At 60.5% G+C, this 26,192-nt stretch carries 27 protein-coding genes, 1 tRNA gene and 1 other annotated feature; of the genes, 14 read left to right on the forward strand and 14 right to left on the reverse strand.

All coding sequences use genetic code 11. The features are described 5' to 3' along the window. Positions 1 to 136: 136 nt before the first annotated feature. From ABRA89_RS14710 to ABRA89_RS14725, 4 genes are all read right to left on the reverse strand, one after another. On the reverse strand, positions 137 to 607 hold the full coding sequence (locus tag ABRA89_RS14710) for a GNAT family N-acetyltransferase (protein ID WP_349942257.1): 471 nt from the start codon (positions 605 to 607) through the stop codon (positions 137 to 139). Positions 608 to 802: 195 nt separating this feature from the next. Further along, positions 803 to 1,750, reverse strand: coding sequence for an outer membrane protein (locus tag ABRA89_RS14715; RefSeq protein ID WP_349942258.1), 948 nt, complete (start codon positions 1,748 to 1,750; stop codon positions 803 to 805). Positions 1,751 to 1,964: 214 nt separating this feature from the next. Next, positions 1,965 to 2,639: an outer-membrane lipoprotein carrier protein LolA gene (locus ABRA89_RS14720; protein WP_463671302.1), complete on the reverse strand. Its 675-nt coding sequence runs from the start codon at positions 2,637 to 2,639 to the stop codon at positions 1,965 to 1,967. Between the two features lie 183 nt (positions 2,640 to 2,822). Further along, positions 2,823 to 2,996, reverse strand: a complete 174-nt coding sequence (locus tag ABRA89_RS14725) for a DUF3309 family protein (protein ID WP_346220382.1) — start codon at positions 2,994 to 2,996, stop codon at positions 2,823 to 2,825. 159 nt (positions 2,997 to 3,155) lie between these two features. Between ABRA89_RS14725 and ispG the strand changes: the two genes are divergently transcribed. The 3 genes from ispG (at position 3,156) to ABRA89_RS14740 (ending at position 5,875) form a co-directional block, all read left to right on the forward strand. Further along, the gene (gene ispG, locus ABRA89_RS14730; RefSeq protein ID WP_349942372.1) at positions 3,156 to 4,424 is read left to right on the forward strand and encodes a flavodoxin-dependent (E)-4-hydroxy-3-methylbut-2-enyl-diphosphate synthase; all 1,269 of its coding nucleotides are present in this window, start codon (positions 3,156 to 3,158) and stop codon (positions 4,422 to 4,424) included. After that, on the forward strand, positions 4,402 to 4,662 hold the full coding sequence (locus ABRA89_RS14735) for a hypothetical protein (RefSeq protein ID WP_349942259.1): 261 nt from the start codon (positions 4,402 to 4,404) through the stop codon (positions 4,660 to 4,662). The genes ispG and ABRA89_RS14735 overlap by 23 nt, the downstream gene beginning before the upstream one ends. Positions 4,663 to 4,837: 175 nt before the next feature. Continuing rightward, entirely contained in the window at positions 4,838 to 5,875 is a 1,038-nt protein-coding gene (locus ABRA89_RS14740; RefSeq protein WP_349942260.1) for a lytic transglycosylase domain-containing protein, read from the forward strand. Positions 5,876 to 5,891: 16 nt separating this feature from the next. On the opposite strand, the gene ABRA89_RS14745 is transcribed toward ABRA89_RS14740, so the two are convergent. From ABRA89_RS14745 to ABRA89_RS14755, 3 genes are all read right to left on the reverse strand, one after another. Further along, complete coding sequence (locus ABRA89_RS14745) at positions 5,892 to 6,797, reverse strand: universal stress protein (protein WP_349942261.1); 906 nt, start codon at positions 6,795 to 6,797, stop codon at positions 5,892 to 5,894. A gap of 422 nt (positions 6,798 to 7,219) precedes the next feature. After that, positions 7,220 to 7,459, reverse strand: coding sequence for a hypothetical protein (locus ABRA89_RS14750; protein WP_349942374.1), 240 nt, complete (start codon positions 7,457 to 7,459; stop codon positions 7,220 to 7,222). A gap of 117 nt (positions 7,460 to 7,576) precedes the next feature. Beyond that, positions 7,577 to 8,467, reverse strand: coding sequence for a polyprenyl synthetase family protein (locus ABRA89_RS14755; protein WP_349942262.1), 891 nt, complete (start codon positions 8,465 to 8,467; stop codon positions 7,577 to 7,579). Between the two features lie 161 nt (positions 8,468 to 8,628). Here ABRA89_RS14755 and ABRA89_RS14760 point away from each other — a divergent pair, with 161 nt between their 5' ends. The 3 genes from ABRA89_RS14760 (at position 8,629) to ABRA89_RS14770 (ending at position 11,038) form a co-directional block, all read left to right on the forward strand. Then, complete coding sequence (locus ABRA89_RS14760) at positions 8,629 to 9,339, forward strand: biosynthetic peptidoglycan transglycosylase (protein WP_463671303.1); 711 nt, start codon at positions 8,629 to 8,631, stop codon at positions 9,337 to 9,339. 264 nt (positions 9,340 to 9,603) lie between these two features. After that, complete coding sequence (gene rpmF / locus ABRA89_RS14765; RefSeq protein WP_349942263.1) at positions 9,604 to 9,783, forward strand: 50S ribosomal protein L32; 180 nt, start codon at positions 9,604 to 9,606, stop codon at positions 9,781 to 9,783. A gap of 181 nt (positions 9,784 to 9,964) precedes the next feature. Then, on the forward strand, positions 9,965 to 11,038 hold the full coding sequence (locus ABRA89_RS14770) for an NAD(P)H-dependent flavin oxidoreductase (protein ID WP_349942264.1): 1,074 nt from the start codon (positions 9,965 to 9,967) through the stop codon (positions 11,036 to 11,038). A 21-nt stretch (positions 11,039 to 11,059) separates the two neighbouring features. Here the strand turns inward: ABRA89_RS14770 and phaR are convergent, their stop codons facing one another. Next, positions 11,060 to 11,647 carry a polyhydroxyalkanoate synthesis repressor PhaR gene (phaR, locus tag ABRA89_RS14775; RefSeq protein ID WP_349942265.1) on the reverse strand — a complete coding sequence of 196 codons (588 nt, stop codon included), beginning with the start codon at positions 11,645 to 11,647 and terminating at the stop codon, positions 11,060 to 11,062. A gap of 301 nt (positions 11,648 to 11,948) precedes the next feature. Between phaR and ABRA89_RS14780 the strand changes: the two genes are divergently transcribed. Beyond that, on the forward strand, positions 11,949 to 13,133 hold the full coding sequence (locus ABRA89_RS14780) for an acetyl-CoA C-acetyltransferase (RefSeq protein ID WP_349942266.1): 1,185 nt from the start codon (positions 11,949 to 11,951) through the stop codon (positions 13,131 to 13,133). Between the two features lie 160 nt (positions 13,134 to 13,293). After that, complete coding sequence (locus tag ABRA89_RS14785) at positions 13,294 to 14,193, forward strand: patatin-like phospholipase family protein (RefSeq protein ID WP_349942267.1); 900 nt, start codon at positions 13,294 to 13,296, stop codon at positions 14,191 to 14,193. A gap of 109 nt (positions 14,194 to 14,302) precedes the next feature. On the opposite strand, the gene ABRA89_RS14790 is transcribed toward ABRA89_RS14785, so the two are convergent. Both ABRA89_RS14790 and pdeM read right to left on the reverse strand, forming a co-directional pair. Then, positions 14,303 to 14,791 (reverse strand): hypothetical protein, encoded by a 489-nt coding sequence (locus ABRA89_RS14790; protein ID WP_349942268.1) that lies wholly within the window; start codon positions 14,789 to 14,791, stop codon positions 14,303 to 14,305. Between the two features lie 219 nt (positions 14,792 to 15,010). Beyond that, a complete protein-coding gene (gene pdeM / locus ABRA89_RS14795; protein ID WP_349942269.1) occupies positions 15,011 to 15,703 on the reverse strand; it encodes a ligase-associated DNA damage response endonuclease PdeM in 693 nt (230 codons plus the stop codon). A 173-nt stretch (positions 15,704 to 15,876) separates the two neighbouring features. Further along, positions 15,877 to 15,932 (forward strand) — a sequence feature (sul1 is cis-regulatory element that is thought to sense ions involved in sulfur or methionine metabolism; They are found in Alphaproteobacteria). Between the two features lie 104 nt (positions 15,933 to 16,036). Between pdeM and ABRA89_RS14800 the strand changes: the two genes are divergently transcribed. The 4 genes from ABRA89_RS14800 (at position 16,037) to ABRA89_RS14815 (ending at position 20,114) form a co-directional block, all read left to right on the forward strand. Continuing rightward, entirely contained in the window at positions 16,037 to 17,521 is a 1,485-nt protein-coding gene (locus ABRA89_RS14800; RefSeq protein WP_349942270.1) for a SulP family inorganic anion transporter, read from the forward strand. Between the two features lie 79 nt (positions 17,522 to 17,600). Further along, positions 17,601 to 18,452, forward strand: a complete 852-nt coding sequence (locus ABRA89_RS14805; protein ID WP_349942271.1) for a universal stress protein — start codon at positions 17,601 to 17,603, stop codon at positions 18,450 to 18,452. 108 nt (positions 18,453 to 18,560) lie between these two features. Beyond that, the gene (locus ABRA89_RS14810; RefSeq protein ID WP_349942272.1) at positions 18,561 to 19,538 is read left to right on the forward strand and encodes a glycosyltransferase family 2 protein; all 978 of its coding nucleotides are present in this window, start codon (positions 18,561 to 18,563) and stop codon (positions 19,536 to 19,538) included. A 111-nt stretch (positions 19,539 to 19,649) separates the two neighbouring features. Further along, on the forward strand, positions 19,650 to 20,114 hold the full coding sequence (locus tag ABRA89_RS14815) for a DUF2948 family protein (protein WP_349942273.1): 465 nt from the start codon (positions 19,650 to 19,652) through the stop codon (positions 20,112 to 20,114). 173 nt (positions 20,115 to 20,287) lie between these two features. Here ABRA89_RS14815 and ABRA89_RS14820 read toward each other — a convergent pair whose 3' ends face one another. The 3 genes from ABRA89_RS14820 to ABRA89_RS14830 all read right to left on the reverse strand — a co-directional run bounded on the left by ABRA89_RS14820 (position 20,288) and on the right by ABRA89_RS14830 (position 23,902). Beyond that, positions 20,288 to 21,037 carry a 5'-nucleotidase, lipoprotein e(P4) family gene (locus ABRA89_RS14820; RefSeq protein ID WP_349942274.1) on the reverse strand — a complete coding sequence of 250 codons (750 nt, stop codon included), beginning with the start codon at positions 21,035 to 21,037 and terminating at the stop codon, positions 20,288 to 20,290. Positions 21,038 to 21,209: 172 nt separating this feature from the next. Beyond that, the gene (lpdA, locus tag ABRA89_RS14825; RefSeq protein ID WP_349942275.1) at positions 21,210 to 22,619 is read right to left on the reverse strand and encodes a dihydrolipoyl dehydrogenase; all 1,410 of its coding nucleotides are present in this window, start codon (positions 22,617 to 22,619) and stop codon (positions 21,210 to 21,212) included. Next, positions 22,616 to 23,902: a DUF4241 domain-containing protein gene (locus ABRA89_RS14830; protein ID WP_349942276.1), complete on the reverse strand. Its 1,287-nt coding sequence runs from the start codon at positions 23,900 to 23,902 to the stop codon at positions 22,616 to 22,618. The genes lpdA and ABRA89_RS14830 overlap by 4 nt, the downstream gene beginning before the upstream one ends. A gap of 288 nt (positions 23,903 to 24,190) precedes the next feature. Here ABRA89_RS14830 and ABRA89_RS14835 point away from each other — a divergent pair, with 288 nt between their 5' ends. Next, positions 24,191 to 25,378 (forward strand): IS481 family transposase, encoded by a 1,188-nt coding sequence (locus ABRA89_RS14835; protein ID WP_349942277.1) that lies wholly within the window; start codon positions 24,191 to 24,193, stop codon positions 25,376 to 25,378. A 44-nt stretch (positions 25,379 to 25,422) separates the two neighbouring features. Here the strand turns inward: ABRA89_RS14835 and ABRA89_RS14840 are convergent. Then, positions 25,423 to 25,512, reverse strand: a tRNA-Ser gene (locus ABRA89_RS14840). 437 nt (positions 25,513 to 25,949) lie between these two features. Here ABRA89_RS14840 and ABRA89_RS14845 point away from each other — a divergent pair. Then, the gene (locus tag ABRA89_RS14845) at positions 25,950 to 26,165 is read left to right on the forward strand and encodes a hypothetical protein (RefSeq protein WP_349942278.1); all 216 of its coding nucleotides are present in this window, start codon (positions 25,950 to 25,952) and stop codon (positions 26,163 to 26,165) included. The last annotated feature ends 27 nt before the right edge of the window (positions 26,166 to 26,192 follow it).

The following is a 26,192-nucleotide window of genomic DNA, read 5'->3' on the forward strand; positions in this document are numbered from 1 at the left end:
CAATACGACACCGAGAAAATGCCTCGGCTTCGTCACGCCTCTCCAAGCCATGCTCAAAGAACTTGGCAAAGACGTCCAAATCCGCTTCTCATGATCACGTTGCACTTCATGCTGGAATCCACCAGGCGCGCAAATCTTAGCTGAAGTCAGGCCCCCAGTCGCGGCGCATGGTCGCCATCCCGTTGGAGCGCCCAAGCTCCTCGTACCCGGCAGACTCGTAGACCTTCATCGCAGGCTCGTTGTCGAGTTCCACCTTGAGGGTAATGGAGATAGCGCCGAGCTCCCTGGCAGCATTTTCGGCGTGAGCTGCCAGCTCCTTGCCCGCCCCGCCTCGGGCTTCTTCCTCGACAAAGACATAGACAAGATGTCGGACCTCGGGACCGATCCCGACCCGCAGGGCAAAGAAGCCCACCTCGCGGCCAGTCTCGTCGACGAGATAGAAGGAAGCATCATCCGGCTCGTTCAGCCACTTTTCTTGCCATTCGAGCGGGTCGAATGGATGTTTCGCACTGGGATTGACCAAGGCAAGATCGGCTTCGTCGGACAGAAGACGTCCGAGAGGTGTCAGATCGAAGGGTCGGTTCGGCCGCAGGGTCAGCTGTGTCATGTCTGTCTTCGTCGTCACGATTGTCCGGGAATCTGAAGCCTGCTTCACACAAGATGGATCTGCATTTCAACCTGAGACCAAGTCGAGAATATCGAACGGGGAGAGCGTACCACGCCGAAAATCTGAGCGCATAACGCAAAAAACCCCGACCATTTCTGGCCGGGGTTCTGGGGGTCAAAGGTTTTAAGCCGGAGCTTACTTGTAGACGACCTCGTCATAGATCGGGGCCGGCTCGGAGTAGAGCGGCGCGGGCTCGGAATAGACCGGCTGCGCGATGGCCGGCCCCTTACCCTTGCCGATACCGCTTCCGCCGAACTCGTAACGCAGACCGGCACGGACCGTGTGGATGTCGAAACCGTTGTCATAACCTTGGGTGCCGGAGGCGCCGAGAGCGGAGTCGATGGAGTCAAATCCGAAGGCTTCGCCGCCGTTAACGTGCGTCCATTTATAGCCCGCGTCGAACTTCAGGTTGGCCGTGATGTCATAGCTGGCACCGGCCGTGAGACCGTAAGCGAAGCGCCAGCTGTTCTTGCCACCGTGCTTGTAGGTTTCGCCGCAGAAAGTTGCGACGTAACTGGCGCACTTGTACTTGTTCTTCATATCCCCATACGAGACATGAGCAAAACCGAGTCCGCCACCAACATAGGGCGTGATACCGCCGTAGGTGCCGAGATCAGCATAGGCGTTCGCCATCAGAACCCAGATATCAGCATCGGACTTATCGTCGTAACGGCACACATCGGATGGATAGCTCACGCAGTTCGATGTTCCGCGAAGGTCATTCTTAAAATAGTCTGCTGTGAGATCGACGCGAGCGAAGTCGTTGAAGCGGTAGCCGACACCGCCGCTGAGCAGGAAACTCTCCTCCAATTCAATTTCATTATAGTCATAGTACTGATAGAAATGTGTGTTGGTGGGATGATAGGTTTCGAACGTCTTGTACCGACCACGCGTCGTCTCGCTGAAGCGATATCCGACGTCGCCGCGCAGGTACCATCCGCCCGTGGCGATCGGCTTGGGCTGGTGAACCACCGGCGGTTCGACGTAGATTGGCTCTTCAATCAGGTCGGCCGCGTTTGCTGAATATTGGAAGGCCACCAGGGCACCAAGCGCCGCGACGGTGGTCAAAAGAGTTTTCTTCATTGCGATTCCCCGCGTCAACGGCATATCGGCCACCCCGCGTGACCATTAGCCTTAATGAAGACGGTAAATCGGAACGGTTAACGGTCGGTTACATGGGCGAGGACCGCCGTAAAAAAGAAGGGCGCCTTCGCGCCCTCCCTTGAAATCATTCGGTTTTCTAACCAGCGCTCGTCCAGTACGTGACAGGCGCTGCGAAAGTAAAAACGCGGGATTGTTAATTTCCGGTCTGTCCCTGCTGTATGGCGGTGTAGGGAATCTTGAAAGCGGAGTTCTGGATGTCACCGCCTTCTTTCACGTTGTAGATCATTACAGTGGTATCGCGGCCCTGCTTGTCGCGGATGGTCCACTGTTTGAGATCGCTGGTTTTGGGATCGAACATCATGGTGATGGTCGAATTGCCAAATATCGACCGGTCACCCATGACGATTGTCGTCAGATCCGGTTCTTCCCGAACGCTACGAATATTTGCCGACGACAGGTTGATACGCCGGTCGAGCAGCAGCTTCAGCGGCGTCTGGGACAATGGGTAAGTGTCCCAGGTGTTCAGCTTCTTGTTGTTGATCGCTACGGTGGAGCCATCGGCGATCACGCGCAGCGGCTGCGAGGCATAATCGAAGCGAACCTTGCCCGGCTTCTCGATGTAGAACTTGCCTTCGCTCTGGCGTCCGTTGGGATCGAACTGCACGAAGTCGCCGTGCATGGAGGGAATGCTGGAAAAATGGTCCGCGATCCGCTGGGCCGCTGCACCACCCTGCGCAAGAGCCGGTCCGCTCATAGCGGTCACGGCTGGAGCCGCAACGCCAAGTGCCAGCATCAGCGAGAGAGCCGCGCGGCCGCCGAACGCCTTTGCTTTTCCTGCAAACTTTGAAGGTTTCATCATGTTCGCCATTGTCGTCTGCTTATCCAAGGTCGTCCCGTCCGAGGATCAAAAGCTCGGAAGGACGGATGTTTCGCGTCCCATATGTTCGTAACATTAGGGCATTGCCATGTCTTCGGACATGACGGTTTCGTCATGAAGGGAAGCTGAATGCGAAGGTGGCTGGGGCGTTCCCGGTCCCGACCGAGAACAAATCTAAAATGAACCGAACCCGCCGATTGCGACGAAGACCGCAATCATCATGAAGACGATCCCCAAGATGATCGTCGGCCGGTAGCCGAACGGCCTTGCCCACGGCCAGATCGGAACCGCCATGATCATGACCAAGAACGCGATGACGACGACGATCGGACCTATACCGACTTCCATTTCTATTGATCCTGTTCACGTTGGCGGTTCGCGCGAGGGCGCTGTTTTTCCCTCGTGTCACATGCGCGCCATCCGGTTAAGGTCAATTGACAAGCCCCTGAAGACGGCCCACGTCCGTTCCGACCGACGAATTGAAAGAGCGCTTTCACCATGGACGACATGACGCCACCCCTCGAAGGACCGCTGGCGGGGCCACTCGATCGCCGCCCAACCATAGGCGTCGATGTCGGTGGTGTGATGGTCGGTGGCAGTGCCCCGGTCGTCGTCCAGTCGATGACCAACACTGACACCGCTGACGTCGACTCGACGGTCGCGCAGGTCGCTGCGCTCGCCCGCGCGGGCTCGGAGATCGTGCGCATCACGGTCGACCGAGACGAAGCGGCCGCCGCTGTTCCAAAGGTTCGCGAACGGCTGGACCGGCTCGGCGTCGACGTGCCGCTCGTCGGCGATTTCCACTATATCGGCCACAAGCTGCTCGCCGATCATCCGGGGTGTGCGGAGGCACTCGCGAAATACCGCATCAATCCCGGCAATGTCGGCTTCAAGACGAAGAAGGACAAGCAGTTCGGCGAGATCATCGAGATGGCGATCCGCTACGACAAGCCGGTGCGGATCGGGGTCAACTGGGGCTCACTCGACCAGGAACTTCTGACGAAGCTGATGGACGCCAACAACGAGCTGGCCGAGCCGAAATCGGCCCGCGCCGTGACGCGCGAGGCGATCATCCAGTCGGCATTGATGTCGGCCGAGCTTGCCGAGGATATCGGCCTGCCGCGCAACCGGATCATCCTTTCGGCGAAGGTTTCCAACGTGCAAGACCTGATCGCGGTTTACCGCGATCTGTCGCGCCGCACCGATCGCTGCCTGCATCTCGGCCTGACCGAAGCCGGAATGGGGTCGAAAGGCATCGTCGCCTCCTCCGCCGCTATGGGCATCCTTCTGCAGGAGGGCATCGGCGACACGATCCGCGTCTCTCTGACGCCGGAACCCGGAGGCGATCGGACACGGGAGGTCCAGGTCGCTCAGGAACTACTTCAGACCATGGGATTCCGTCAGTTCCTGCCCGTCGTCGCCGCCTGCCCTGGCTGTGGCCGCACGACCTCGACAGTGTTTCAGGAGCTTGCCGAGAAAATTCAGAGCGACATCCGCGAGAACATGCCGATCTGGCGCGAGAAATATCCCGGCGTCGAGCAGCTCAACGTCGCCGTGATGGGCTGTATCGTGAACGGACCGGGCGAATCCAAGCATGCGGATATCGGCATTTCGCTCCCCGGGACGGGCGAACAGCCGGCCGCGCCGATCTTCATCGACGGCAAGAAGGCGGCGACACTGAGAGGACCGAACATCGCAGCCGATTTTCAGGTGATGGTGACCGACTATATCGAAAAGCGGTTCGGCTCCGGAAATGAGCGGGACGCCGCCGAATAGTCATCACACCCGGCAGAAACCGATGCCGGACGGTTGTGAGCGGATCAAGACCGATCACGACAAGCATCGCGAGTTGCTCGGGACCATCGGCAACACCGAAGGCGCGAACGAAACCCGGCAGGAAGACTGGCACGAGTTCTATTATGACGTGAAGTCCGACGCCGCGGCCGATGAAGAAGATATCTTCACCAAGGCGCGTGAGGTGCTGAGCAGCAGCGAGGCGCAGACTTTCGCGTAACCTTCGCCAAACGGAAGAAGTCGGAAGAAAGCCTCGAGAAATAGACATTGCGGTCGCGTGCAAGAGCCAGAATCGCGACCTTCATCAAGTGACAGTTTTCGACATTGCACCCTGCCGCCATATCGGCGAATTCATAGGGCAAGGTGTTGTTTGGAAATGAAGTTCAGAGGTCAACGTGCGGCAATACGCGATCTCAATAGGTCTCGGACTGGCGCTGGCTCTCGGCCTGCCGGCGGTTTCTGTCGCCGCGAACGAAGCCAAACCCTATGCTCGCCAGGCCTCATCCGATAGCTCCGCTGAGACGACCGAACCCAGTGCGCGGGATGACGGTGAGAACGTTGCCGTCGTGGAAAAGACCGACAGTCCATCCAAGCCCAACGCGACCACGTCCGGTGATAGATCTGCTGGCCGCAAGCAGATTTCCGGGAAAGACAAGAACCCGACGACGAAGCAGATCTGCACACTCATCGCGGATAACGCCGACGAGATGCTGATGAACCGCGATTTCTTCGCGCGTCTGATCTGGAAGGAAAGTCGCTTCGACGTCGGCGCGGTCTCGCCGGTCGGGGCCCAAGGGATCGCGCAGTTCATGCCCTATACTGCGAAAGAGCGCGGCCTCGCGGATCCGTATGATTACGAAGCCTCCATCCGGCATTCCGCACGGTATCTTCGTGACCTGAAAAACGAACTCGGCAATTGGGGGCTCGCCGCGGCAGCCTATAACGGCGGCATAAACCGCATGAAGGGCTGGATCGCCGGCGGTGCTCAGGGCACGCTGCCCTACGAGACCGTCGATTATGTGAACGCTATCACCTATCGGCCGATCGAGTGGTTCCTCGAGACCGGCCGCGACGTGGAAAAGCGCCCGCTCGACGAAGACCTGCCCTTCATGGAGTCATGCTCGAACCTGCCAATCATGAAGACCCGCGCGGTTTTCGCCTCGACCGAAGCGCCGGCGGTTCGAAGACAGCCATGGGGCGTTCAGGTGGCGGGCCATGCAAACCGCTCCATTGCAATGAAAATGTTCGGCAGGGTGCGCTCGCAGTACGGATCGGTCATCGGTAGCAAACAGCCGATGGTCGTGAGGGCCCGAGCAGGCGGACGCGCCAATATCTATGCAGTGCGGATCGGTGCAGACAGCCGAGACGAAGCCAGCCGCGTCTGCGGCCAGCTTCGTCAGCGCGGCGGGTCTTGCGTGGTGGTCAAGAACTGAACGCCAACTTACGGCTTCAGTGCGAGAACAGGATCGGCAGCGGAGTGTTCCTGAGAAGCTCGCGGGTCACACCGCCGAACACGGTTTCGTAAACCCGCGAGTGGCCATAGGCGCCGAGTATCAGCATATCCGCACCGATAATCTTGGCCTCGTTGACCAAGGCGTCCGCCGGGTCTTCCCATTCCGCGATGTGGCGGACTTCCACCGAGACACCGTGCCTTGAGAGATGGCGGGCAGCATCGGCCATCGGCTCCCGGTGCCGCTCTTCGTCGGCGTTCGATTCGGCGACATTGACGAGAGTCACCGCGTTGGCGCGTTTGAGGAAGGGAAGACCGGCGGCGATGGCGCGGGCGCATTCGGGCGTATCCCGCCAGCCGACCACAATCGAACTTGGAAAAAGCGCCGCATCCTTCTGAACGTGTGCTTGGCCAGGAACGATCAGCACCGGCGCACTCGCCTTGAAGAGAAGCGCCTCGATGAGATCCCGGCCGGGCCGGACGAGCGCATTCTGACCGGACGCCACGACCACATCGCTGACGCCCGCCATGCGAACCGCCGCTTCGATCAGATCGCCAATTTCGCCTTCCGAGCGCCGCAGCTCGAAGGAACCAGCCTGTGCTTCGAGGCGGCTGCGCAGCGCCGCCTCGACGGCGTCACCCGTCGCATGGCCATTTTCGCGCAGCTTCTGGACGAGGAAAGCCGATCCGGGCCCAACCGGGATCGCGCCGAGTTGAACATAGTTCATGTATAGCGCGGTAAGGTGGGCGCTGTAGGCACTCGCAATCGTCTCGGCGAAGGAAAGCGTCGCCTCGTCGCTTTCCGAGCCATCGGTGATGACCGCGACATCGGCGAGGAATCCGTTCCGATCGGCCGCCGGGATATGACTCTGCTGGTTCGCAAGAGGTTCACGCACGCTGCTCATGACACGGGTCTCCTTGTTTGAATGCCCGTATCTTACATAGTACGAAGCACCAGTATTTTGATCCAGATCAAGATTAAAAGGCGTGCGCGCGTGAGACAGCTCGCGAGGACGAGCCTATCGGACAGATGATCTTGCAGCGTCGCGATCAGGCGAATGTTCAGTTTCCGACTGCGCAAAAATAATTCGCCGCGATAGCGCCCGAGATATTGTGCCAGACCGAAAAATGGCGCTGGGCATTGCCGCGAGCGGCGAGAAGTGCGCCGTCGCCCAGGCAGCACCGAGCCCCGAATTCTTGAACCCGACCTCCAGGGAAATCGTCTTCGCCTTACGCTCTGGAACCGAAAGGAGCCGAGCAGCCAGATAGCCGAGCGCCAAGCCGACAAAATTACGGATCGCGACGATCGCGAGAGTGGCTAGCCCGCTCATTGCGATCCGCTCCTGATTGACCCGACCGCGGCGGCGACGATGAGGACGCCCCCTGCGACACTGACGAGCGGCCGAATGGACACCGCCTCTAGGACGGCCTTACCGAAGAATTGCTGGCACAGGATGGCCAGAATAATGGGAATAGGAACGATCTTCAGAATAGACACGAAAATCGCGTCGGCATCGACGGGGAGATATTGGCTCGCAAAAATATAGAAGAGAAGCGGCGTCAGGATCGGCGCGAGAAGCGTCGAAACCGAGGTGCATGCGACCTAAATCGCGACATCGCCATTGAAACGAAGGAACGTTGCCGACGTCAAACAGGCACTCGCTTGTTTTCCGAATGACCCTCTTCACCGGTCCCGATTGGCGATGAACCGGGCGGCGTCCAGCAGCACGCGCGCTTTCTCGCCGAACGGCGCGAGCTCGGCTTCGGCCTCGGCGACAAGTTCTGCAAGCCGTTTGCGTGTCCAATCGATGCCGCGAAGGGCAGGAAGCGTCTTCTTGCCGCGCGCCCGGTCCTTGCCAGCGGCCTTGCCGAGTTGAGCCGCATCGGCTGTCTCGTCCAGAAGATCGTCGGCGAGCTGGAAGGCGAGACCGATGGTTTCGCCAAACCGCCGCAGCCTTTGTTGATCATCGTCAGAAGCCGAGCCAGCGACGGCGCCGCCCTCACAGGCAAAGGCGATCAGCGCGCCCGTCTTCATCGCCTGCATGCACGCGATCTCGTCTTCGCTTAACGCGCAATGCTCGGCCGCGAGGTCGAGGGCCTGTCCGCCCGCCATGCCGGCAACGCCTGCGTCAGCAGAAAGCAAGGTAACGATCTTTACACGCGCCTCGGCCGGGATGGCTTCGGCGCCGGCAACCAGTCCAAAGGCGAGCGTCAAAAGGCTGTCACCTGCGAGAATCGCCGTCGCATCGTCATAGGCTTTGTGGACCGTCGGGCGACCACGCCGCATGTCGTCGTCGTCCATCGACGGCAGATCGTCGTGAACCAGCGAATAGCAGTGGATAGCCTCCAGCGCGCAGGCAATATCGAGCGCCGCGTCATCGGTTGCACCGAAGAGCCGTGCGCTCTCGATCAGCAGAAAGGGTCGTAGCCGCTTACCGCCGCCAAGCGCGCCGTGGCGCATGGCAGCGAGGAGCCGCTCTGGAGCACCTTTCGCGAGCCCAGCGTGACCGGACAGGGCCTCTGTCAGTCGAGCTTCTACCCGTTCCGCTGTTTGTGCCAGGCTCTGCTCGAACATCTCAGGCGTCCCTTATGGTCATCGATTTCGTCCGGGCGAGGATTGTGGCTTTCAAGCCATTTGCGCCCACCGGAAGCAGGTCGGGCTCGAAGAGCGGCGTTGCCGTCGCCCGACCCGCCGTCTAAACCGAAGCTCTGAAAACCGCCACCGCCTTCGCTCCGATGCGCCAGAGAGTCCGCCCGATCAAGATGCTGCGCAAGATCGTCATCGCCGTCATCGTCGCAGGTCTGGTTCTGGCCGCCCTCCCGCTCATCCTCGTCCCGGTCTACACGGTCTCGGCGGTCCATCCGGTGTCCACGCTAATTCTGCGCGACCATTTCACCTTCCGTCCCTATTTGCGAGACTGGGTGGACCTCGAAGAGATCGCGCCGGTCATGCGCTATTCGGTGATCATGTCCGAAGACGGCCAGTTCTGCCGGCACGACGGGGTCGACTGGGGCGAGATGAAAGCGGTGGTCGATGATTTTCTGGACGGTGAAGAGACACGCGGTGCCTCGACGATCCCCATGCAGACAGCCAAGAATCTGTTTCTCTGGAACGGCCGATCCTATGTCAGGAAGGCAATCGAACTGCCGCTGGCGCTCTATCTCAATATGGTCGTCTCAAAAGACCGGATCCTCGAAATCTATCTGAACATCGCGGAGTGGGACGAAGGAGTCTACGGCATCGAGGCGGCAAGCCAGCACTATTTCGGACGCTCGGCTGCCGATCTCACCGAACGGCAGGCCGCACTCCTGACGGTGACGCTTCCCAATCCGACGGGTCGCAATCCGGCCGATCCGACACGGCGGATGAATGCGCTGGCAGACCGCGTCCAGCGTCTCGCGCGCGCCTCGGGCGATTACGTCGGCTGCGTGAAAACCGAAGGCTAAGCGATTTCGCTTCCGCCGATCTGGCTTCACGCGGTTCGGACAAACCCTTTGCAAATGCCGCGAGGTTTGATATGGCGACGCTCAAGATTTCCCGTCATGGTGAAGCCGGTCCATTCGCATTTCGCTTGCGAAGCAGCCTGCATTGACCAAATCGGGGCCGGAAAGCCCGTTTCGGGCAGAAGGCAACACCTTGAACGATATCCTCGGTCGAGACAATTGGCGGGTTGCAACCCGTTCGACGGCCGATACTGAGCGGAGCTAACCATGGCCGTACCGAAGAGAAAAACCACCCCGTCCAAGCGCGGAATGCGCCGTTCGGCGGATGCGCTGAAGAACCCGACCTATATCGAGGACAAGAACTCGGGCGAACTGCGCCGTCCGCACCATGTCGATCTGAAGACCGGCATGTATCGCGGTCGCCAGATCATGACGGTCAAGGACTAAAACAGCCCTGCCCTGATGACTTGATTAGCCCGGCACCGGAGACGGTGGCCGGGTTTTTCGCGTTGGCGGTACGCTGTTCCATCAGCCAATCGAAACGGCAGGCATTGATCTTTTGTGCATTGGCAGGGCAGCAGATCGCGGTACGTTTCCGAACGCCGAACAATAGCGAAACGAGACTGCCATGCGCCGCGAAACCTCAGCCAGAATGACTGCCTTTCAGGCGTTGACGGGTGCGGAGACCTGTATCGGACTTGCTCCCATGGCAGGCGCGTGCCCACCGTCCCTATCGATTGCCGTGGCAAATGCCGGCGGGATCGGAGCCTGCGGTGCACTTCTCCTCGGGCCCGACACAATCGCAGAATGGGCCGACGAATTTCGACAAGGCTCCAACGGCCCCTTCATCATGAACCTCTGGGTGCCGGACCCGGAACCTCATCGCGATGCCGCTCACGAAGCAGCACTTCGGGAGGCCCTCGGGGAATGGGGGCCCGCCGTTCCTAATGATGCGGGCGATGCCGCTGTGCTGGATTTCGAGGTTCAGGCAGAAGCGATCATCGCAGCACGGCCGACCGCCTTTTCGTCGATCATGGGCCTGCCTTCGAACACCCTCGTCAGTCGATTGAAGGACGAAGGCATCCTCTGGTTCGCCACCGTGACCAGCACCGATGAAGCGCGGAAAGCCGAAGCGGCTGGCGCCGACGTCATCGTCGCTCAAGGAGCTGAAGCAGGCGGCCACCGCGGCAGTTTCGATGCGTCGAAAGCTCAGATGCAGGCGGTCGGCGCACTCGCGCTCATTCCAGCGATCGTCGACGCCGTGGATTGTCCGGTGGTCGCGGCAGGAGGGATCGCCGATGCAAGAACCGCCATCGCCGCACTGACGCTCGGCGCATCGGCGGTTCAGATCGGGACGGGTTTCCTGAGAACGCCGGAAGCGGGCCTCAATCCGGCCTGGGCCGATGCACTCGCGACAACATCGGCAACCGAGACGGCCTTGACACGGGGCTTTTCAGGACGCCTGGGCCGCGCCGTGCGCAATCGTTACGTCGAGGCGATCGAGAGCGGCGCGCTTCCCGAACCCGCGCCCTACCCCGTTCAGCGCGGCCTGACGGCAGCAATGCGGTCGGATGCGGCACAGAAGCAGGATATAATCCGAATGCAGGCTTGGGCGGGCCAGTCGGCACGATTGGCTCAAGCGCGGCCGGCCGGAGACATTCTGCGGGAGATTGCGGACGCGATAGACGCGTTTTTCGCTTGATATTCTCGAGCCGGACCGGCCTCAGCCCTTGTCGTCGGTCAGCCGATCGATCTTTTCCTGCATGGCCGCGAGCTGCGTGCGCATCGCTTCCAGCTCGTGATTCTGGCGCTCGCCGCCCTCTGGGGGCAAATTGTCGATCGATCCGCTGCCGACGCCGGACATGAACGGGTTGAACATCGCCATCGCCTTCCGGAACATCTCGGTATTGGTCCGAACCTGCGCTTCCATCATTTCGATCGGCGTCTTGCCGACGGCGCTCGTCATGGTTTCGCGAAAACGCTCCTGCTCGCGCGAAAGAGCGGACATTGATTGTTCGAGATAGCTCGGAACCACCATCTGCATCTGGTCGCCATAGAACCGGATGAGCTGACGCAGGAAGGTCGTCGGCATCATCGCCTGTCCGGTCTTCGACTCCTGTTCGAAGATGATCTGGGTAAGCACTGAATGGGTAATGTCATCGCCGGTCTTGGCGTCCTGAACGAGGAATTCCTCGTTGAGTTTGATCATCTGCGCCAGGTTTTCCAGCGTCACGTACTGGCTGGTCCCGGTGTTGTAGAGTCGCCGGTTGGCGTATTTCTTGATGATGGTCACATCGGACTTTTTAGCCATGCCTTCGTGCCCCAAAAGACAGATTTTCCACCCGCATAACCAAACCGTAGTCAGGTTTTTCGCTGCGCTGCATGAAGGAGTGGCACATTTTGCAGCGCATTCCAAACCTTATCGCGACCATCGCTTTGAAAGCAAAGCCGGTTGCGCGTTTTGCGCTGCAACTGTGAACTTGCCAACATTGGCATAGCATTTGACTTGCAGCCGCCGGCTATCAAATTGTGAATGAAAAGCAGAGCCGGTCGAGACCAGGTCTTTCAAGCGGGTCGCGGCGTCAGGCTCAAAGATCATGAGGGAGTGAACCATGAGCAATACCGACTCTATCGTCATCGCCGGTGCGGCGCGGACCGCGGTGGGCGCGTTTAATGGCGGGCTTTCGAGCGTGCCGGCCCACGACCTCGGCGCAGCCGCCATCAAGGAAGCCCTTTCACGCGCAAAGGTCGATCCGAACGAGGTGGACGAGGTCATTATGGGCCAGATCCTGACGGCGGCGCAGGGCCAGAACCCAGCACGTCAAGCCGCCATGGCCGCCGGCTGTCCCAAGGAGACAACGGCTTGGGGTCTCAACCAGCTCTGCGGATCGGGCCTGCGCACGGTCGCGATCGGCATGCAGCAGATCGCCATGGGCGACGCCAACATCATCGTCGCGGGCGGTCAGGAATCCATGTCCATGGCGCCGCATGCCCAGCACCTTCGCAAGGGCCAGAAGATGGGCGATCTCAAGCTCATCGATACAATGCTGAAGGACGGCCTGATGGATGCCTTCAACGGCTACCACATGGGCAATACGGCGGAGAATGTCTCGAACCAGTGGCAGATCACCCGCGAAATGCAGGACGAGTTCGCCGCCAAGTCCCAGAACAAGGCGGAAGCAGCCCAGAAGGCCGGCCGCTTCAAGGACGAGATCGTGCCGTTCACCGTGAAAGGCCGGAAGGAAGACACGGTCGTCGAGGACGACGAGTACATCAAGTACGGCGTGACCGCCGAGGGAATCGCCAAACTGAAGCCGGCCTTCGACAAGGAAGGCTCGGTCACGGCTGCCAACGCATCCGGCATCAACGATGGCGGCTCGGCCGTCGTCCTGATGAAGGAGTCGGAGGCCGAGAAGCGCGGCATCACACCAATGGTGCGGATCGTCTCCTGGGCGACGGCCGGCGTCGATCCGGCAATCATGGGCACCGGCCCGATACCTGCGAGCCGCAAGGCGCTGGAAAAGGCCGGCTGGAAGATCGACGACCTCGATCTCGTCGAGGCCAACGAAGCTTTTGCGGCCCAGGCTTGCGCGGTGAACAAGGACCTCGGATGGGACCCGGAGATCGTCAACGTGAATGGCGGCGCAATCGCGATCGGCCATCCGGTCGGCGCTTCCGGCAACCGTATCTTCAACACGCTCATTTTCGAGATGCAGCGCCGGAATGTTAAGAAGGGCCTTGCAACGCTCTGCGTCGGCGGCGGAATGGGCGTTGCGATGTGCGTCGAGCGTCTCTGACAGAGCATCGCCGGAGCTAGCTGTTGACGTTCGTCTCTTGGAATGACCGGCGGCCTTTCGAAGCAGCGCCCCTTCGGCCCCACGATTGAAACTATCGAGACCCTCGCTCCGCGGCGGGGGTCTCTTATTGTTTGGTGACAGCCAGAAACGGGAAATGCCGATGTCCGAGCACGCGTCTTCCATCGTCAACAGCGTCAAGCTGGAGCCTTTCGAACAGCTCGTCTTTTCGGGTGGCGGCACGCGCTGCTTCTGGCATGGCGGTTTCTGCGAACTTGTCCGCAAGCCCCTCGAACTCAATCCGAAGCGGATCACAGGCGCTTCGGGTGGCGCCATGTCGGCCGCATGCTACATCGCGCAGCGCGAGGTAAAGCTGCTGGAAACAATGGGTGAGGCGTTTCTCGAAAGGGACTTCAACATCAGCACCTCGCTGGACGAAGCCGATGTCGACGGACTGACTCCGCATCAACGCATCTATAAAGAGGTCGTATCCGCAGTTCTCGACGATGACGCCATCCAGTCGATCATCGACGGACCGCAATTCGAGGTCCTGATCGCCCATCCGCCGACGGATACGCTGCCGAAATGGTCGACCTTCCCGATGATGGCGGCCTATCTCCTCGATCTCTCGATCCGCTCGACGCCGCATGTGGAATGGCCGGCCCAGCTCGGCGCCGACAGCAGCCTCGTCGATGCCCGCGAAGCGGCAAAGCAGGGAAAGCTGGTGGATCTGATCTGCGCGGCCGCCGTGATCCCGCCGGTCTTCAACGTCGAGGGCTGGGAAGGCAGATACGTGATCGACGGCGGCATGACATCCAAGGCACCGCTGCCGACCAATGACGCGGGACGTACCCTCATCCTTCTGACGCGCCGGTTCCGCAATCTGCCGCAGACCGAGCGGCGTCTATACGTTCAACCCTCAAAGGCGGTGCCCGCCGACAAGATCGACTTCACCGACCGGCAGAAGCTTCACGACACCTGGGAAGCCGGCAAGGATGATGCGCGAAAGTTCCTTGCAGGCGAAGATGCCGGCCTGTTCTCAGGGCCGGAAAACGTTGAATAGGAACAGGACTGGGAAATCGATCATCGGCGCGAGGCGGACATTCCCTTGTGCGCCGATGGGTCGGTTGGAGAACCGCCTCGCAGACGGCTACCCGTAATGGCCTGCGGCCTTAGCTCTCGACGCCGAAGACTTCCGCGCAGCGCGAGAAGCTGAATCCCTCACCGTCAGTGTCGCGGCTGGTACGAATATTCGTAATGATCCCCCGGTCATTGGTCGTGATCTGCGCCTCGCAGCCAAGCTGTTCGGTTCGCGCCGGCGTGACGAGAACCTGGCCCGGAGGAGCCGATTCCATCGACATGGAACCACCGATATTGATGATGGTGGAGTTGTTCCGGCGTTTTTCCTCGAACTTGCGCTCTTCCTTCGACATCGCGCGGTACTGCGCCGGCACGTCGCGAACCGTCTCGCCCCCGCGCCAAGTATAGACTGTACCACCATTGTTCAGCGGAAAAGTGCTGGCCGGAGGGCCATACTGGGAGAAAAAGAGATCGCTCTGCTGACCTGTCCAACGGCTCTGGATCGCCTGGTTGGCATCTTCCGTCGTCGTGCAGGCGGCCAGCCCCAGTGCCGCCAGACCCAATGCCATGATTCGTTTCATCGACTCTTCCCTCCCCCGAAAACTCCGCCCCTCGCGAAGTCGTGATGACGTGAAAGAGCCAAACGCAGCGTCATGTCAACGCTGAATTACTCTGGTCTATAACCAGACAATGGGAACTGTAAGGTTTCAATCATTCACAAGACCGCTTGAACGCTTAGGAACGTGCCAGCAACGGTTCGTCTTCGCATCGACAAGTTCCGAGCGGCACGCCGCGGTCCGTCAGCAGAGTGAAGCAAAACCGATCGGGTAAATCTTGCGCATCCCGGTCACGAACACGCGGGCGCTCAAGTGGTCGAACATGCCCGAGAAGGCGCGGTCGAGCACGTTAAGGCCACCCGTGGTAACCCCGAAGCTCGGAAGGATGAGGCGCGAGCCGTCTCCGACGAAGCAGGTGCCGCGAACCGCCCTGCCCGGTCCCTTCACCTTCGCGACCGGATGGAGGTGACCGGCGATCTCGCCGCAAGCGGGCCCGGCCGTCGGTTCGTGTCGCAGCGTGAGTGCGCCGATCGCTATCTCGCCGCAGCAGGTACCGCCCAGTTCGGCCGGTGGTTCCGGATCGTGATTGCCGCTGATCCAGACCCAGTCGCGTCCAGCCATCAGCGTCACAAGCGAATCTCGATAGATTTCGGGCAGATGTTCAGCGCCTTTCCGATCGTGGAAGGAGTCGCCGAGGCAGATGACACGACGCGGCTCCAGGCGTTTCAGGACTTTCTCCAGGAGCAGCAAAGTCAGTCCCGTGTCATAGGGCGGCAGCATCATGCCGCGCCGGGCGAAGGCCGCGCCTTTTTCGATATGGAGATCGGAGACGATCAGGGTCTGCTCGTCGGGCAGGAATAGGACGCCGGCCGGATCAAGCTGAACCATTTTACCCGCGATTTCGGCATCCAGCCGCTCGCACTCGTCCTGCCGCATTCGTCGCGCCAAAGCATTCATGGGTAACCGCCGCCATTCGGTTATCGCGTTTTCTCGTTCCGTTCTTTTGCGGCTTCGCTAAGGCGAAGGCAAGCGCACAACTCAGCTATGCACGCGAGTCCGATCGTCGCGGGTTGATTCTGCCGCGACGATGGGTCAAGAGTGCGGCGCAACATGGACCCGCATCCCCCGCGGGTGGCTATGCCGGGCGCCTATCCCCCGGCCCATCTCATCGTCGCATCCAGCGGCCGCACCGCATGGTGAACGTACGCGAGCGCCGGCATCGAGCCAGCGAAACATCGCGCGCGGCGATCCGATATTCGTCTGGAGCTCATGTTCTCGACCCGCAATCTCAGAGCCGAATGGCTCGGCAATATCCGCGGCGATCTCCTGTCCGGCCTCGTCGTCGCCCTCGCTCTCATCCCGGAAGCGATCGCCTTTTCGATCATCGCCGGCGTCGATCCGAAGGTGGGGCTCTACGCCTCATTCTCGATCGCCTGCCTTACGGCGATCTTTGGTGGCCGCCCGGGCATGATCTCGGCGGCGACGGCCGCGACGGCCGTGCTGATGATCACGCTCGTCGCCGATCACGGCCTGCAATATCTCTTCGCGGCAACGGTGCTTGCCGGCCTTCTCCAGCTGATAGCGGGTGCCCTGAAGCTCGGCGATGCCATGCGCTTCGTGTCGCGCTCGGTGATGACGGGCTTCGTGAACGCGCTCGCGATCCTCATCTTCATGGCACAAATTCCAGAGCTCGTCGGCGTTCCATCCCTCACTTATGCGATGGTCGGGCTCGGTCTTGCGATCATCTATCTCCTGCCGCGAGTGACGACTGCGATCCCCTCGCCGCTCGTCGCGATCGTCGTCGTGACCGTCATCGCGCTCATCTTTGGGCTCGATCTGCGCACCGTCGGCGATATGGGCGAACTCCCCGATTCGCTGCCGATCTTCCTGATCCCGGACATTCCGCTGACGCTCGAGACGCTGCAGATCATCCTGCCCTACTCGCTCGGCATTGCAGTCGTCGGCCTCCTCGAATCGCTGATGACGGCGCAGGTCGTCGACGATCTCACCGACACACCGTCCGACAAGAACCGCGAATGCATCGGCCAGGGCATTGCCAACACGGTCACAGGCTTCTTCGGCGGCATGGCGGGCTGCGCGATGATCGGCCAGTCCGTGATCAACGTGAAATCCGGCGGACGCACGCGGCTTTCCTGCTTCTTTGCAGGCATCGCGCTCCTCTTCCTCATCGTCGTTCTCGGCGACTGGGTGGCCGTGATCCCAATGGCGGCGCTGGTCGCGATCATGATCATGGTCTCGATCGGCACCTTCTCCTGGGAATCGATCTTCAACCTCAAGACCCATCCTCGCCGTTCCTCGATCGTCATGCTGGTCACGGTCGTGACGGTGGTCTGGACCCATAATCTCGCGATCGGCGTTCTCGCCGGCGTACTTCTGTCGGGCATCTTCTTCGCCTCGAAGGTCGCCCAACTCTTCTACATTGAGAGCGATCTCTCCAACGATGGACGCCATCGGACCTACCGGGTCCTTGGCCAGATCTTCTTCGCCTCGACCGGCGATTTCGGCGATGCGTTCGACTTCCGCGAGGATGTCGACAAGGTGACGATCGACGTCTCACGCTCCCATATCTGGGACCTGTCGGGCGTTGGCGCATTGGACAGGGCAGTCTTGAAATTCCGCCGCGAGGGCACCGAGGTCGAACTCGTCGGCATGAACGAGGCGAGCCGCACGCTTGTCGGTCGTCTCGGCATCGCAGACAAGCCGGATGCCCTTGCCCGCATGGAAGCCCACTGACACACTCGACCGACTGTCCGGCCACAGAAGCGGACGGGCGGCGCAAAGCGCTGCCGACAAGAAGCGAAGAGGAAACAACGTGGCGAAGATCTTGGCGCTCGTCGATGGCTCGCAGCACTATACCGAGAGCGTGATCGACAATACGGAGTACGTGGCGCGACAGCTGTCCGCCGACGTCGAACTCATTCACGTGATCGGCCGCCGCGATCTCGGCTCGGCACCGGCCGATCTCTCAGGCAATCTCGATCTCGGTGAGCGGGATGAACTCCTGAAGGAGCTTGCCGAGCATGACGAGAAGCGCGCCAAGCTCGCCCGCAAACGCGGCCGGCTGATCCTTTCGGAATCGGCGGAGCGGCTGCGCGAACGGGGCATCGAGAACGTGAAAGACGAAGTGGTTCTCGGCGATCTCCTCGAAGCGATCGAGGTGCGCGAACCTGGCTGCGATCTCATTGTCATCGGCAAGCGCGGCGATGCAGCCGATTTCGCAAGAATGCATCTCGGCTCGAATGTCGAACGCATCATGCGTCGGGCGAAGGCGCCCGTGCTGATCTCGGCCCGCGCCTTCCGCCCCCTGCACAAGGTGCTCGTGGCCTATGACGGAGGCCAGAGCATTCTCAAGGCGCTCGATTTCCTGCGCTCTTCGCCGCTTCTGAGGAGAACGCATATCGAGGTCGTGAAGGCGACCAGTAATGCATCCGACCCGGAACTCGAACGCGTCTGCGAGGACCTGAAGGGCGCCGGCCTCGATGCGTGCTGCCGCACGCTTCAGGGAGATGTGGAGGAAGCGGTCATCGAGGAATGCGATCGCGAGGATATCGACCTCGTCGTGGTCGGCGCCTCCGGGCATTCGCGCTTGCGGGCCTTCTTCGTCGGATCGGTCACGAACGAAATTGTCCGCAAGTGCATGCGGCCGGTGCTGCTCTTTCGTTAATTCTTCGGCAAGGCCGATCGCGGGTTCTTGGCGACTGGAAGAAATATTCATCTGGCGCCGCTATGGTTCATCGACCTTCCGAGACCTCAGCGACCGGCGCAGCAAGCGATGAACCCGAATATCTCCGTCCGACACGTGAACCAGAGCGAAAGCCCGGTGGAGGTCGTCGTCATCCTTCCGACCTTTCGCCGGCCGGATCACCTTATCATGACGGTGGATTCGGTGACGGCGCAGAAGACGAAGAAGAACTTCGCGATCGTCGTCATGGAGAACGACGACGAAGGGTTGGAAGGCCTTCCTGCCGCGAAGACATGGTTCGAAGCACATCCCCAGCAGGCCGGCATCGTGATCATCGCCCATGAGCGCGGCAACTGCTCGGCCTATAATGCCGGTATCGAGACGGCACTCCATCACTATCCGGATTTCTCGCATCTCCTCATCATCGACGACGACGAACTCGCCTCCCCTGAATGGCTGGACCGGCTGATCGCCGCGAGCGATGATCTCGATGCGGATATGGTCGGCGCGCCCCAGCTTCCGGTCTTCGAGGACGAGAGCGGGCAGCGCTGGTCCAAGCACCCGGTGTTCACGCCGCACTATCAGACGACTGGGCGCGTCCCGATCCTCTATTCCTCGGGCAATGTCGCGATCCGACGCAGGGTACTAGAGGCGATGGGGCCGGAATGGCTCGATACGACCTTCAATTTCATCGGAGGCGGAGACGCTGATTTCTACACGCGTTGCAAGGCCCGCGGCTTCACCTTCGGCTGGTGCGCCGAGGCCCACGTGATGGAAACGATGCCGGCGCGGCGAACTGAAGCCTCCTGGATCAACGCGCGCTCGGTGCGCAACGGTGCCATCTCGGCGATCATCGAGCGCCGTCATGGCCAAGGTGCGAAAGGCCGGATGAAGCGCCACGCGCGCAACCTCGCTCTGCTGGCCGCCTCCCCGCTGCGATCGGCGATGCTTGCCTTCAAGACCCGCTCGCCAGCGATCGGAATCTATCATGTTCAGGTCGCGGCCGGTCGTTTCCTCGCCGAATTCGGTCAGGTTGCCGAGCAATATCGCCAGCCCGAGAAAAACTGATGCGGTTCGCGCCAAGTCGATGGGTTTGAACGGGGTCGAGGCGACCTATATCCGGTGAGCCGTGAAATGCGGCCTCCTTCCAATCGGACGATATCGAACGCTGCGATGCCCATGGACCGCCTCCGCCTGCTTGCCGTCGACAAGGACGATCTCGACATCTTCTCGGCTCACTGTCAGGACGCGATCGTTCGGCTGGGCGACTGCCACTATCGCAAGGCCGAGAAGCAGTTCGCCGTCGAGATGAACCGCTTTGCCTGGGAGACGGCCCAGAAGCGCAAGTTCAGCGTGTTCTCGGCGCCTAAATACGAACGACGCCGGTCTGCTCTGCATTTCGACCGGGTGACGAATGTGCGCCGTCAGGGCCTCGAAACGGCGAGCGACGATCAGGTTCTCGTGCTTCTGGCGATCCGCTTCTCGGAAATGGAAGCGCCGTCAGGCCATATCGATCTGGTGTTCGCGGGTGGCGCGACGATCCGGCTCGAAGTTGAGGTCGTGGAAGGACAGCTCGCCGATGCGGGCGCAGCCTGGGAGACCCAGGCCAAGCCGGATCACGACCGGACAGACCAGAACGTCTGATACGGTGGACTGCCGTTCATCCGGGCTGCATATCGAAGCCCCATGCTGCGCCTGCGTGATTTCAGGAAATCCGTCATCGCGAAGCGATCAAGCGGATTTCTGATGGCGATCCGCGTGGAAGGTCATATTCAGAAGACCGTGGGGCATAAGCCCCACGGTCTGATCAACGCCGGTCAGTATTCTTCGAGCTTCTGTTCCGCGCCCCAGGCATCGAGTTCCGCCTTGCGCCAGGAGCCATAGGCCGCGTTCGGGAAGACGATCCATTTGTCGCCGAATTCGGACGCCTTCTGTTCGACCAGCTGCCGGCGCTCCGCCACCGAGCCTTCACCGAAGCCACCATCGAAATCGGGAAGCGAGTCGCCGAGGAGAAGCACGATCTCGTGGTCCTTGGAGACATTCGCACGGCGTTCCGTCTTGTCCGGCCCGAGCAATTGAACCGTGTCGGCACTGACCTGCGGCAGACCGAGGCCCTTGAGGGCTTCGAGCGTGAACGCCTTCTGGTCGTCGGTCCGGTCCGAGATATAGGCGATCGTCACGCCCAGCTTGTCCGCATGATCGAGAAAGGCCTTCGCGCCGGGAATGAGCGTCGGTTTTCCCTCGCGCTCCCAGTGCCGCCATGTGTCCCAGTTGTCGTAGCGATGGCAGTTCTTCAGGTCGCGGGCGAGGAGAGCCGTATTGTCGATGACCGTCTCGTCGAGATCGGTCACGACGGCGAGCTTCGCCGGGTCATCGGCCCCTTCCACCGCAGCGTCGAGCCGCAGGGTCGCAAGATTGTAGGCCTGCAACTGAAGCGCGGCGACCTCTGCGGATTTCTGCTGGAATTTGAGACCGGCGGTGAATTCAGCCACGGAGCAGTCGGCATCCTGCGCGGCGGCACCTGTGGCTGCGAGGCAGAGGGCGGTGAGAGCGGCGAAACGGATCATTGGAATTCCCGGACAGTTGCTGATGTCGCCGAACCTAGGTTTTGGTTGATTGTCTTGTCAATCAATCGGGCAACGTCCTGATCCCGCAACGACAAAGACCGCCGAACGTTCAGGTTCGACGGTCTTCGAAAGGGATCGCATGCCGCATCCGCCTCGGCGGATCAGGTCTCGATCATATGTGGATGGGCTTGCCGTAGGCCGCCGCCATCGCCGCTTCGCGCATCGCTTCCGAGAGCGACGGATGGGCGTGGCTGGTCAGCGCCACGTCTTCCGAAGCGCCACCATATTCCATGACGAGCGCGGCCTCGACGATGAGATCACCGGCAGACGCGCCGAGGATATGGCAGCCGAGAAGCTTGTCGGTCTTGGCATCCACCAGCATCTTCACGAAACCGTCCGTCGCAAGCATTGCGCGGGCACGGCCGTTCGCCATGAAGGGGAACTTGCCGACCTTGTACTCGACGCCGTCCTTCTTCAGCTCCTCTTCGGTCTTGCCGACCGAGGCGACTTCCGGGGCGGTGTAGACCACGGACGGGATCGCGTCATAGTTCACATGGGCGGACTGGCCGGCGAGCAGCTCGGCGAGTGCCACGCCCTCGTCCTCGGCTTTGTGAGCCAGCATCGCGCCGCGCACCACGTCGCCGATCGCATAGATGCCGTCGACATTGGTCTTGAAGTGATCGTCGATCTCGACCCGGCCGCGATCATCTGCCTTCACGCCGGTGTTCTCCAGGCCGAGACCCTGCGTGTAAGGCTTGCGGCCGGTCGCGACGAGAACGACGTCGGCGTTCAGCGTTTCGCTGTCACCGCCCTTGGCCGGCTCGAACGTAACGGATGCGCCGCCGCCATCCTGCTTCTGAACGCCGGTCACCTTCGCGCCGAGCTTGAACTCGAAGCCCTGCTTGGCGAGCAGTTTCTGGAAGGCCGTGGAGAGTTCGGTGTCCATCGGCCCGAGAACCTTGTCGAGATATTCGACCACGGTGACCTTCGCACCAAGCCGCGACCAGACCGAGCCAAGTTCAAGGCCGATCACGCCACCACCCACGATGACCATATGCTCCGGCACCTTTTCGAGCGCGATCGCCCAGTCCGATGAGACGATGGTGTCGGAATCGAAGGTGAGATCGACACCCGGAATGCCGGCGACTTCCGAACCCGTCGCGATGACGATGTTCTTGGCCTCGAGCGTCTCTGTGGAGCCGTCTTCCTTCTCGACCTTCACCTTGCCCTTCGCCTCGATCGAGCCGGTGCCGATGAAGCCGTCGACCTTGTTCTTCTTGAAGAGATAGGCGATGCCGTCGACGTTCGACTTCACCGTCTTGTCCTTGTGGGTGAGCATCGCCGGCAGATCGAGTTCCGGCGTCACCTTGATGCCCAGCGTGGCGTAATCATGCCCCGCTTCATGAAACCGCTCGGACGCATGCAGCAGCGCCTTGGAGGGTATGCAGCCGACATTGAGGCAGGTGCCGCCATAGGTCTTGCGCTTCTCCACGCAGGCGACCTTCATGCCGAGCTGGGCCGCCTTGATGGCACATACATAGCCGCCCGGGCCCGAGCCGATGACGACGAGATCGTAGTTCATTCTGAAGTCCTTGTAAGTTCGGATTTGTCGCCGGTGCCGACGCGCCGCTCCCATTCCGCGATAACTGCGAGGAGTTCGGACGAACGGGGAGGAATACGAGAGCCGCCACTCTCTCCCGTCGCAGATGATCGAGCCTGCAGATAGCGCGCATAGGCGATATAGCCGCCGATATCTTCCATCCATTCGTCGTGTTGCGAAAGATCGTTCGTCAGGCCGGCTTCGATCATCGCACGTAAAACATTCGGTTTGTCGGTACGGATCGCTTCGAAAGCAAAGCTGCCGCCTCTCCCGAGAACGTAGTCTTTCGCTCCGATTGCGCCACTGCGGAGCATCTCGGAAAAGCCTGCGCCATCATCGGACGCAAGCAATTGCAGGGCCTCGCGGTTGGCGGACTTTTCTGAGCCGCTCATCGAGGCTTCCATCCGTTCGCCGATTACCTCCGGATCGTCCGAATTGTCGGCATCTTCGATCACGTAAAAGTCCAGATAAGCGACGGCCGGATCACCATCCTCGGCAATGCCCCAGATGATCGGGTAAAATCCATCGCCCCAACCCGACTGTGAAATCACAGCCGCACCAGCATCACCCTCCATTGGAAAGTGAAGCCCATATTCATCGCCAGAGCTGCCGGGAAACTGCTCGCTCAGGACGTTGTCGTAATAATTGTCGAATTTACTGTTTGGTTTAGCTGCTTCCAGCTTCTCGCGAGCGTCCATCGCACGTGTGAACGCAGTATTGCTCAAAGCGGCCAAACCGGCGTCGACCGGAACGCCGTAGAACTCGTCTTCCTTAAGGCCATCCGCCGACTGTCCCTCCGCGAGACCGGCTTCGAACCGCACCGGTATCTCTTTCGAAAAGCGAATGAACAGGATCGCCGGTCGGCTGTATTTGGGGGTCCCTATGACGACACCCACCGGATACCGCCCCGGTTCGACCTTCCGCTGCTGCGGTTTCCTGTCGGGGAAAACCAGCGGGTCCATGGCGATGAGACGACCGTCCGGCAAATCGAGTTCACCAATCGTCACGATCTTGAGACCGCGCTGCGCCAACTCCTCTTCGGAAAGCGCGAAAACGGCGGCGTTGCTGGATATTTCCGATATTTCGGCAGAGGACCGATCAGCCATGATCAACGTTCCCAAAGCCAAAAGACACAAAGCAACGGTTCTCGACCACCTCATAATTCGCTCTTGCAAGACAACGACCTGCGCCTTCGACCAACAATCACATCTTTCATTATCATCAAGTGATATCCCGCGCAGACTCAGGAGCGATGTGCGCAACATCCACCAATACGCTCAACTCTGGCTAGCTGCATTTGAGGCAGGACAATTGCAGCATCATTCTTGACGGCGCAAGTTTGCCCGAGAGGTGCAACGGGAAGGTCGTCGCGAAACGAGACGCGGCTTCGAATGTGTGAATCCGGAGCACAATAGGTCGCAAACCATCGACAATCCCATCTCGCGCGAGATTGTCGCTCACGTCTTCGGGACGGGCGATTTCCCGACCCGAGACATAGGTGACCGTTCGTACCGGAGACATGGGTAACACTTTTCGCTTTGCGGGAGGTGTTGATGCCGTGGATGGAAAGGTCCGTCATGGACGAACGTCTGCGCTTCGTAGCCCGTCTTCTGGACGGGGAAGGCATGAGCGATGTGTGCCGCGCGTTCGGGATTTCCCGGAAGACCGGCTACAAGATCTTCGATCGCTACAAGCAGGAAGGGTTGGAAGCGCTGACCGACCGCTCACGGCGTCCCGTGCGCTACGCCAACCAGCTGCCGGACCCGATCGAGCGGTTGATCATCGAGACCAAGCGGGACAAGCCGCACTGGGGTGCGAGGAAGATCAGGGAGATCCTGGTCAGGAAGCTTGCCGGCGACGTGCGTATACCGGCCAAATCGACGGTTCATGCGGTGCTCGACCGGCACGGCCTGGTGAAGCGCGCCCGTCAAAGGCGGCACTTCACCGCCACCGGCACAGAGCTCTCGCAAGCGCTCCAGCCCAACGATCTCTGGTGCACGGATTTCAAAGGCGAGTTCAAGACCGGCAATGGCCGATACTGTTACCCTTTGACGGTCACCGATCAGGCGTCCCGCTCGATTCTGTGTTGCGAAGCCTTGGAATCGACGAAGGAAGATCCCGTCATCGAGGCCTTCGTGCGCCTGTTCAAGGAACGCGGCCTGCCGCAGGCGATGCGATCCGACAACGGCCTGCCCTTCGCCTCGCCAAACGGGCTGTACAATTTGTCGAAGCTTTCCGTCTTTTGGATAAGGCTCGGCATCGCGATCGAGCGGATCAAACCCGGCCATCCGCAACAGAACGGTCGGCATGAACGGATGCATCTGACCTTGAAGAAGGAGACGACCCGGCCGCCCGGCGCGAACAGTCTGCAACAGCAGGCACGGTTCGACGAATTCGTCAGAGAATTCAACCACGAACGCCCGCACGAAGCGCTCGGCATGAAGACGCCGAACCAGGTCTACCTCCCCTCTTCAAGAACCTATCGAGGCTTGCCCGACGTCGAATATCCCTTCCACGACAGGGACATCCTCGTCACCGCCTGTGGGCGAATCTGCATGCACAAGAAGAAGATCAACGTGTCGACCGTCATGGCCGGTCAGAGGCTGGGTATAAAGGAGATTGAGGACGGCATTTGGATCGTCAGCTTCATGAGCTACGATCTGGGATATATCGACCTGGAGCAGAGAACCTTGCAAACAATCGACAATCCGTTCGGCACGAGATTGTCACCTATGTCTTAGGTACGTTCTGTTACCCATGTCTCCGGGCCGGACAAATAAGATAATGGCGGATGGGGTGGGATTCGAACCCACGGTACGGTCTCCCGCACGCCGGTTTTCAAGACCGGTGCCTTAAACCGCTCGGCCACCCATCCGGTGGCGAACCCATAACCGTGAAATGAGGCCCCTCGCAAGAGCGGGGACTGCGTGAAATGCACAAAGCCGCACGCTTGGACGGCGGCCAATGCCGGAGAGGATGAACAGCTTGCGTGGCGAAGGGGCGTTGACCGATAGCGGTCCGACACAGGTCTCCAATGAAACGTCACACACAATGTCGCCGTCTGGCTGCGCCGCTTCGGCAAGCCATTCTTGGTGTGCGTCCAAGGAAGGACGAAAGGACACGTATTCCAACGATATAGAAGCCGCTTACGATCGCCTCAGTGGCTGTTGCCCTCCCTGTTTCGGCTTCGGACGACACGGCGTCCAGCGATGTTGCAGAAACGGTCCACACGATCACGACGATGGATCTCAACGGCGATCATCGCTTCTGGCAAAAGAACTTAACCTCGGGCGCGAGACCGCGTTCATCTCGATGGATGCCGAGGAGGACGGAGTGATCAGTCTCGATGAATTTTACGCTTGGGGCATCGGCGAGAGCCGCGTTGCGGCCGAGCGGAACCCCACCGAAGAACTCGATGCGGCGAAGCGGACATTCTACGAGGAGGCCCTGGGATGGAAATGGCAGGCTGACGAAGCACGCATTTTCTGTGCGGCTTTTTCTGGTCGACGTCACCGCGGATGCCAATGACGATGAGCACCTGGAAATTCGGGAGTT

The organism is Fulvimarina thalattae, assembly GCF_040239565.1.
Taxonomy (GTDB): Bacteria; Pseudomonadota; Alphaproteobacteria; order Rhizobiales; family Rhizobiaceae; genus Fulvimarina.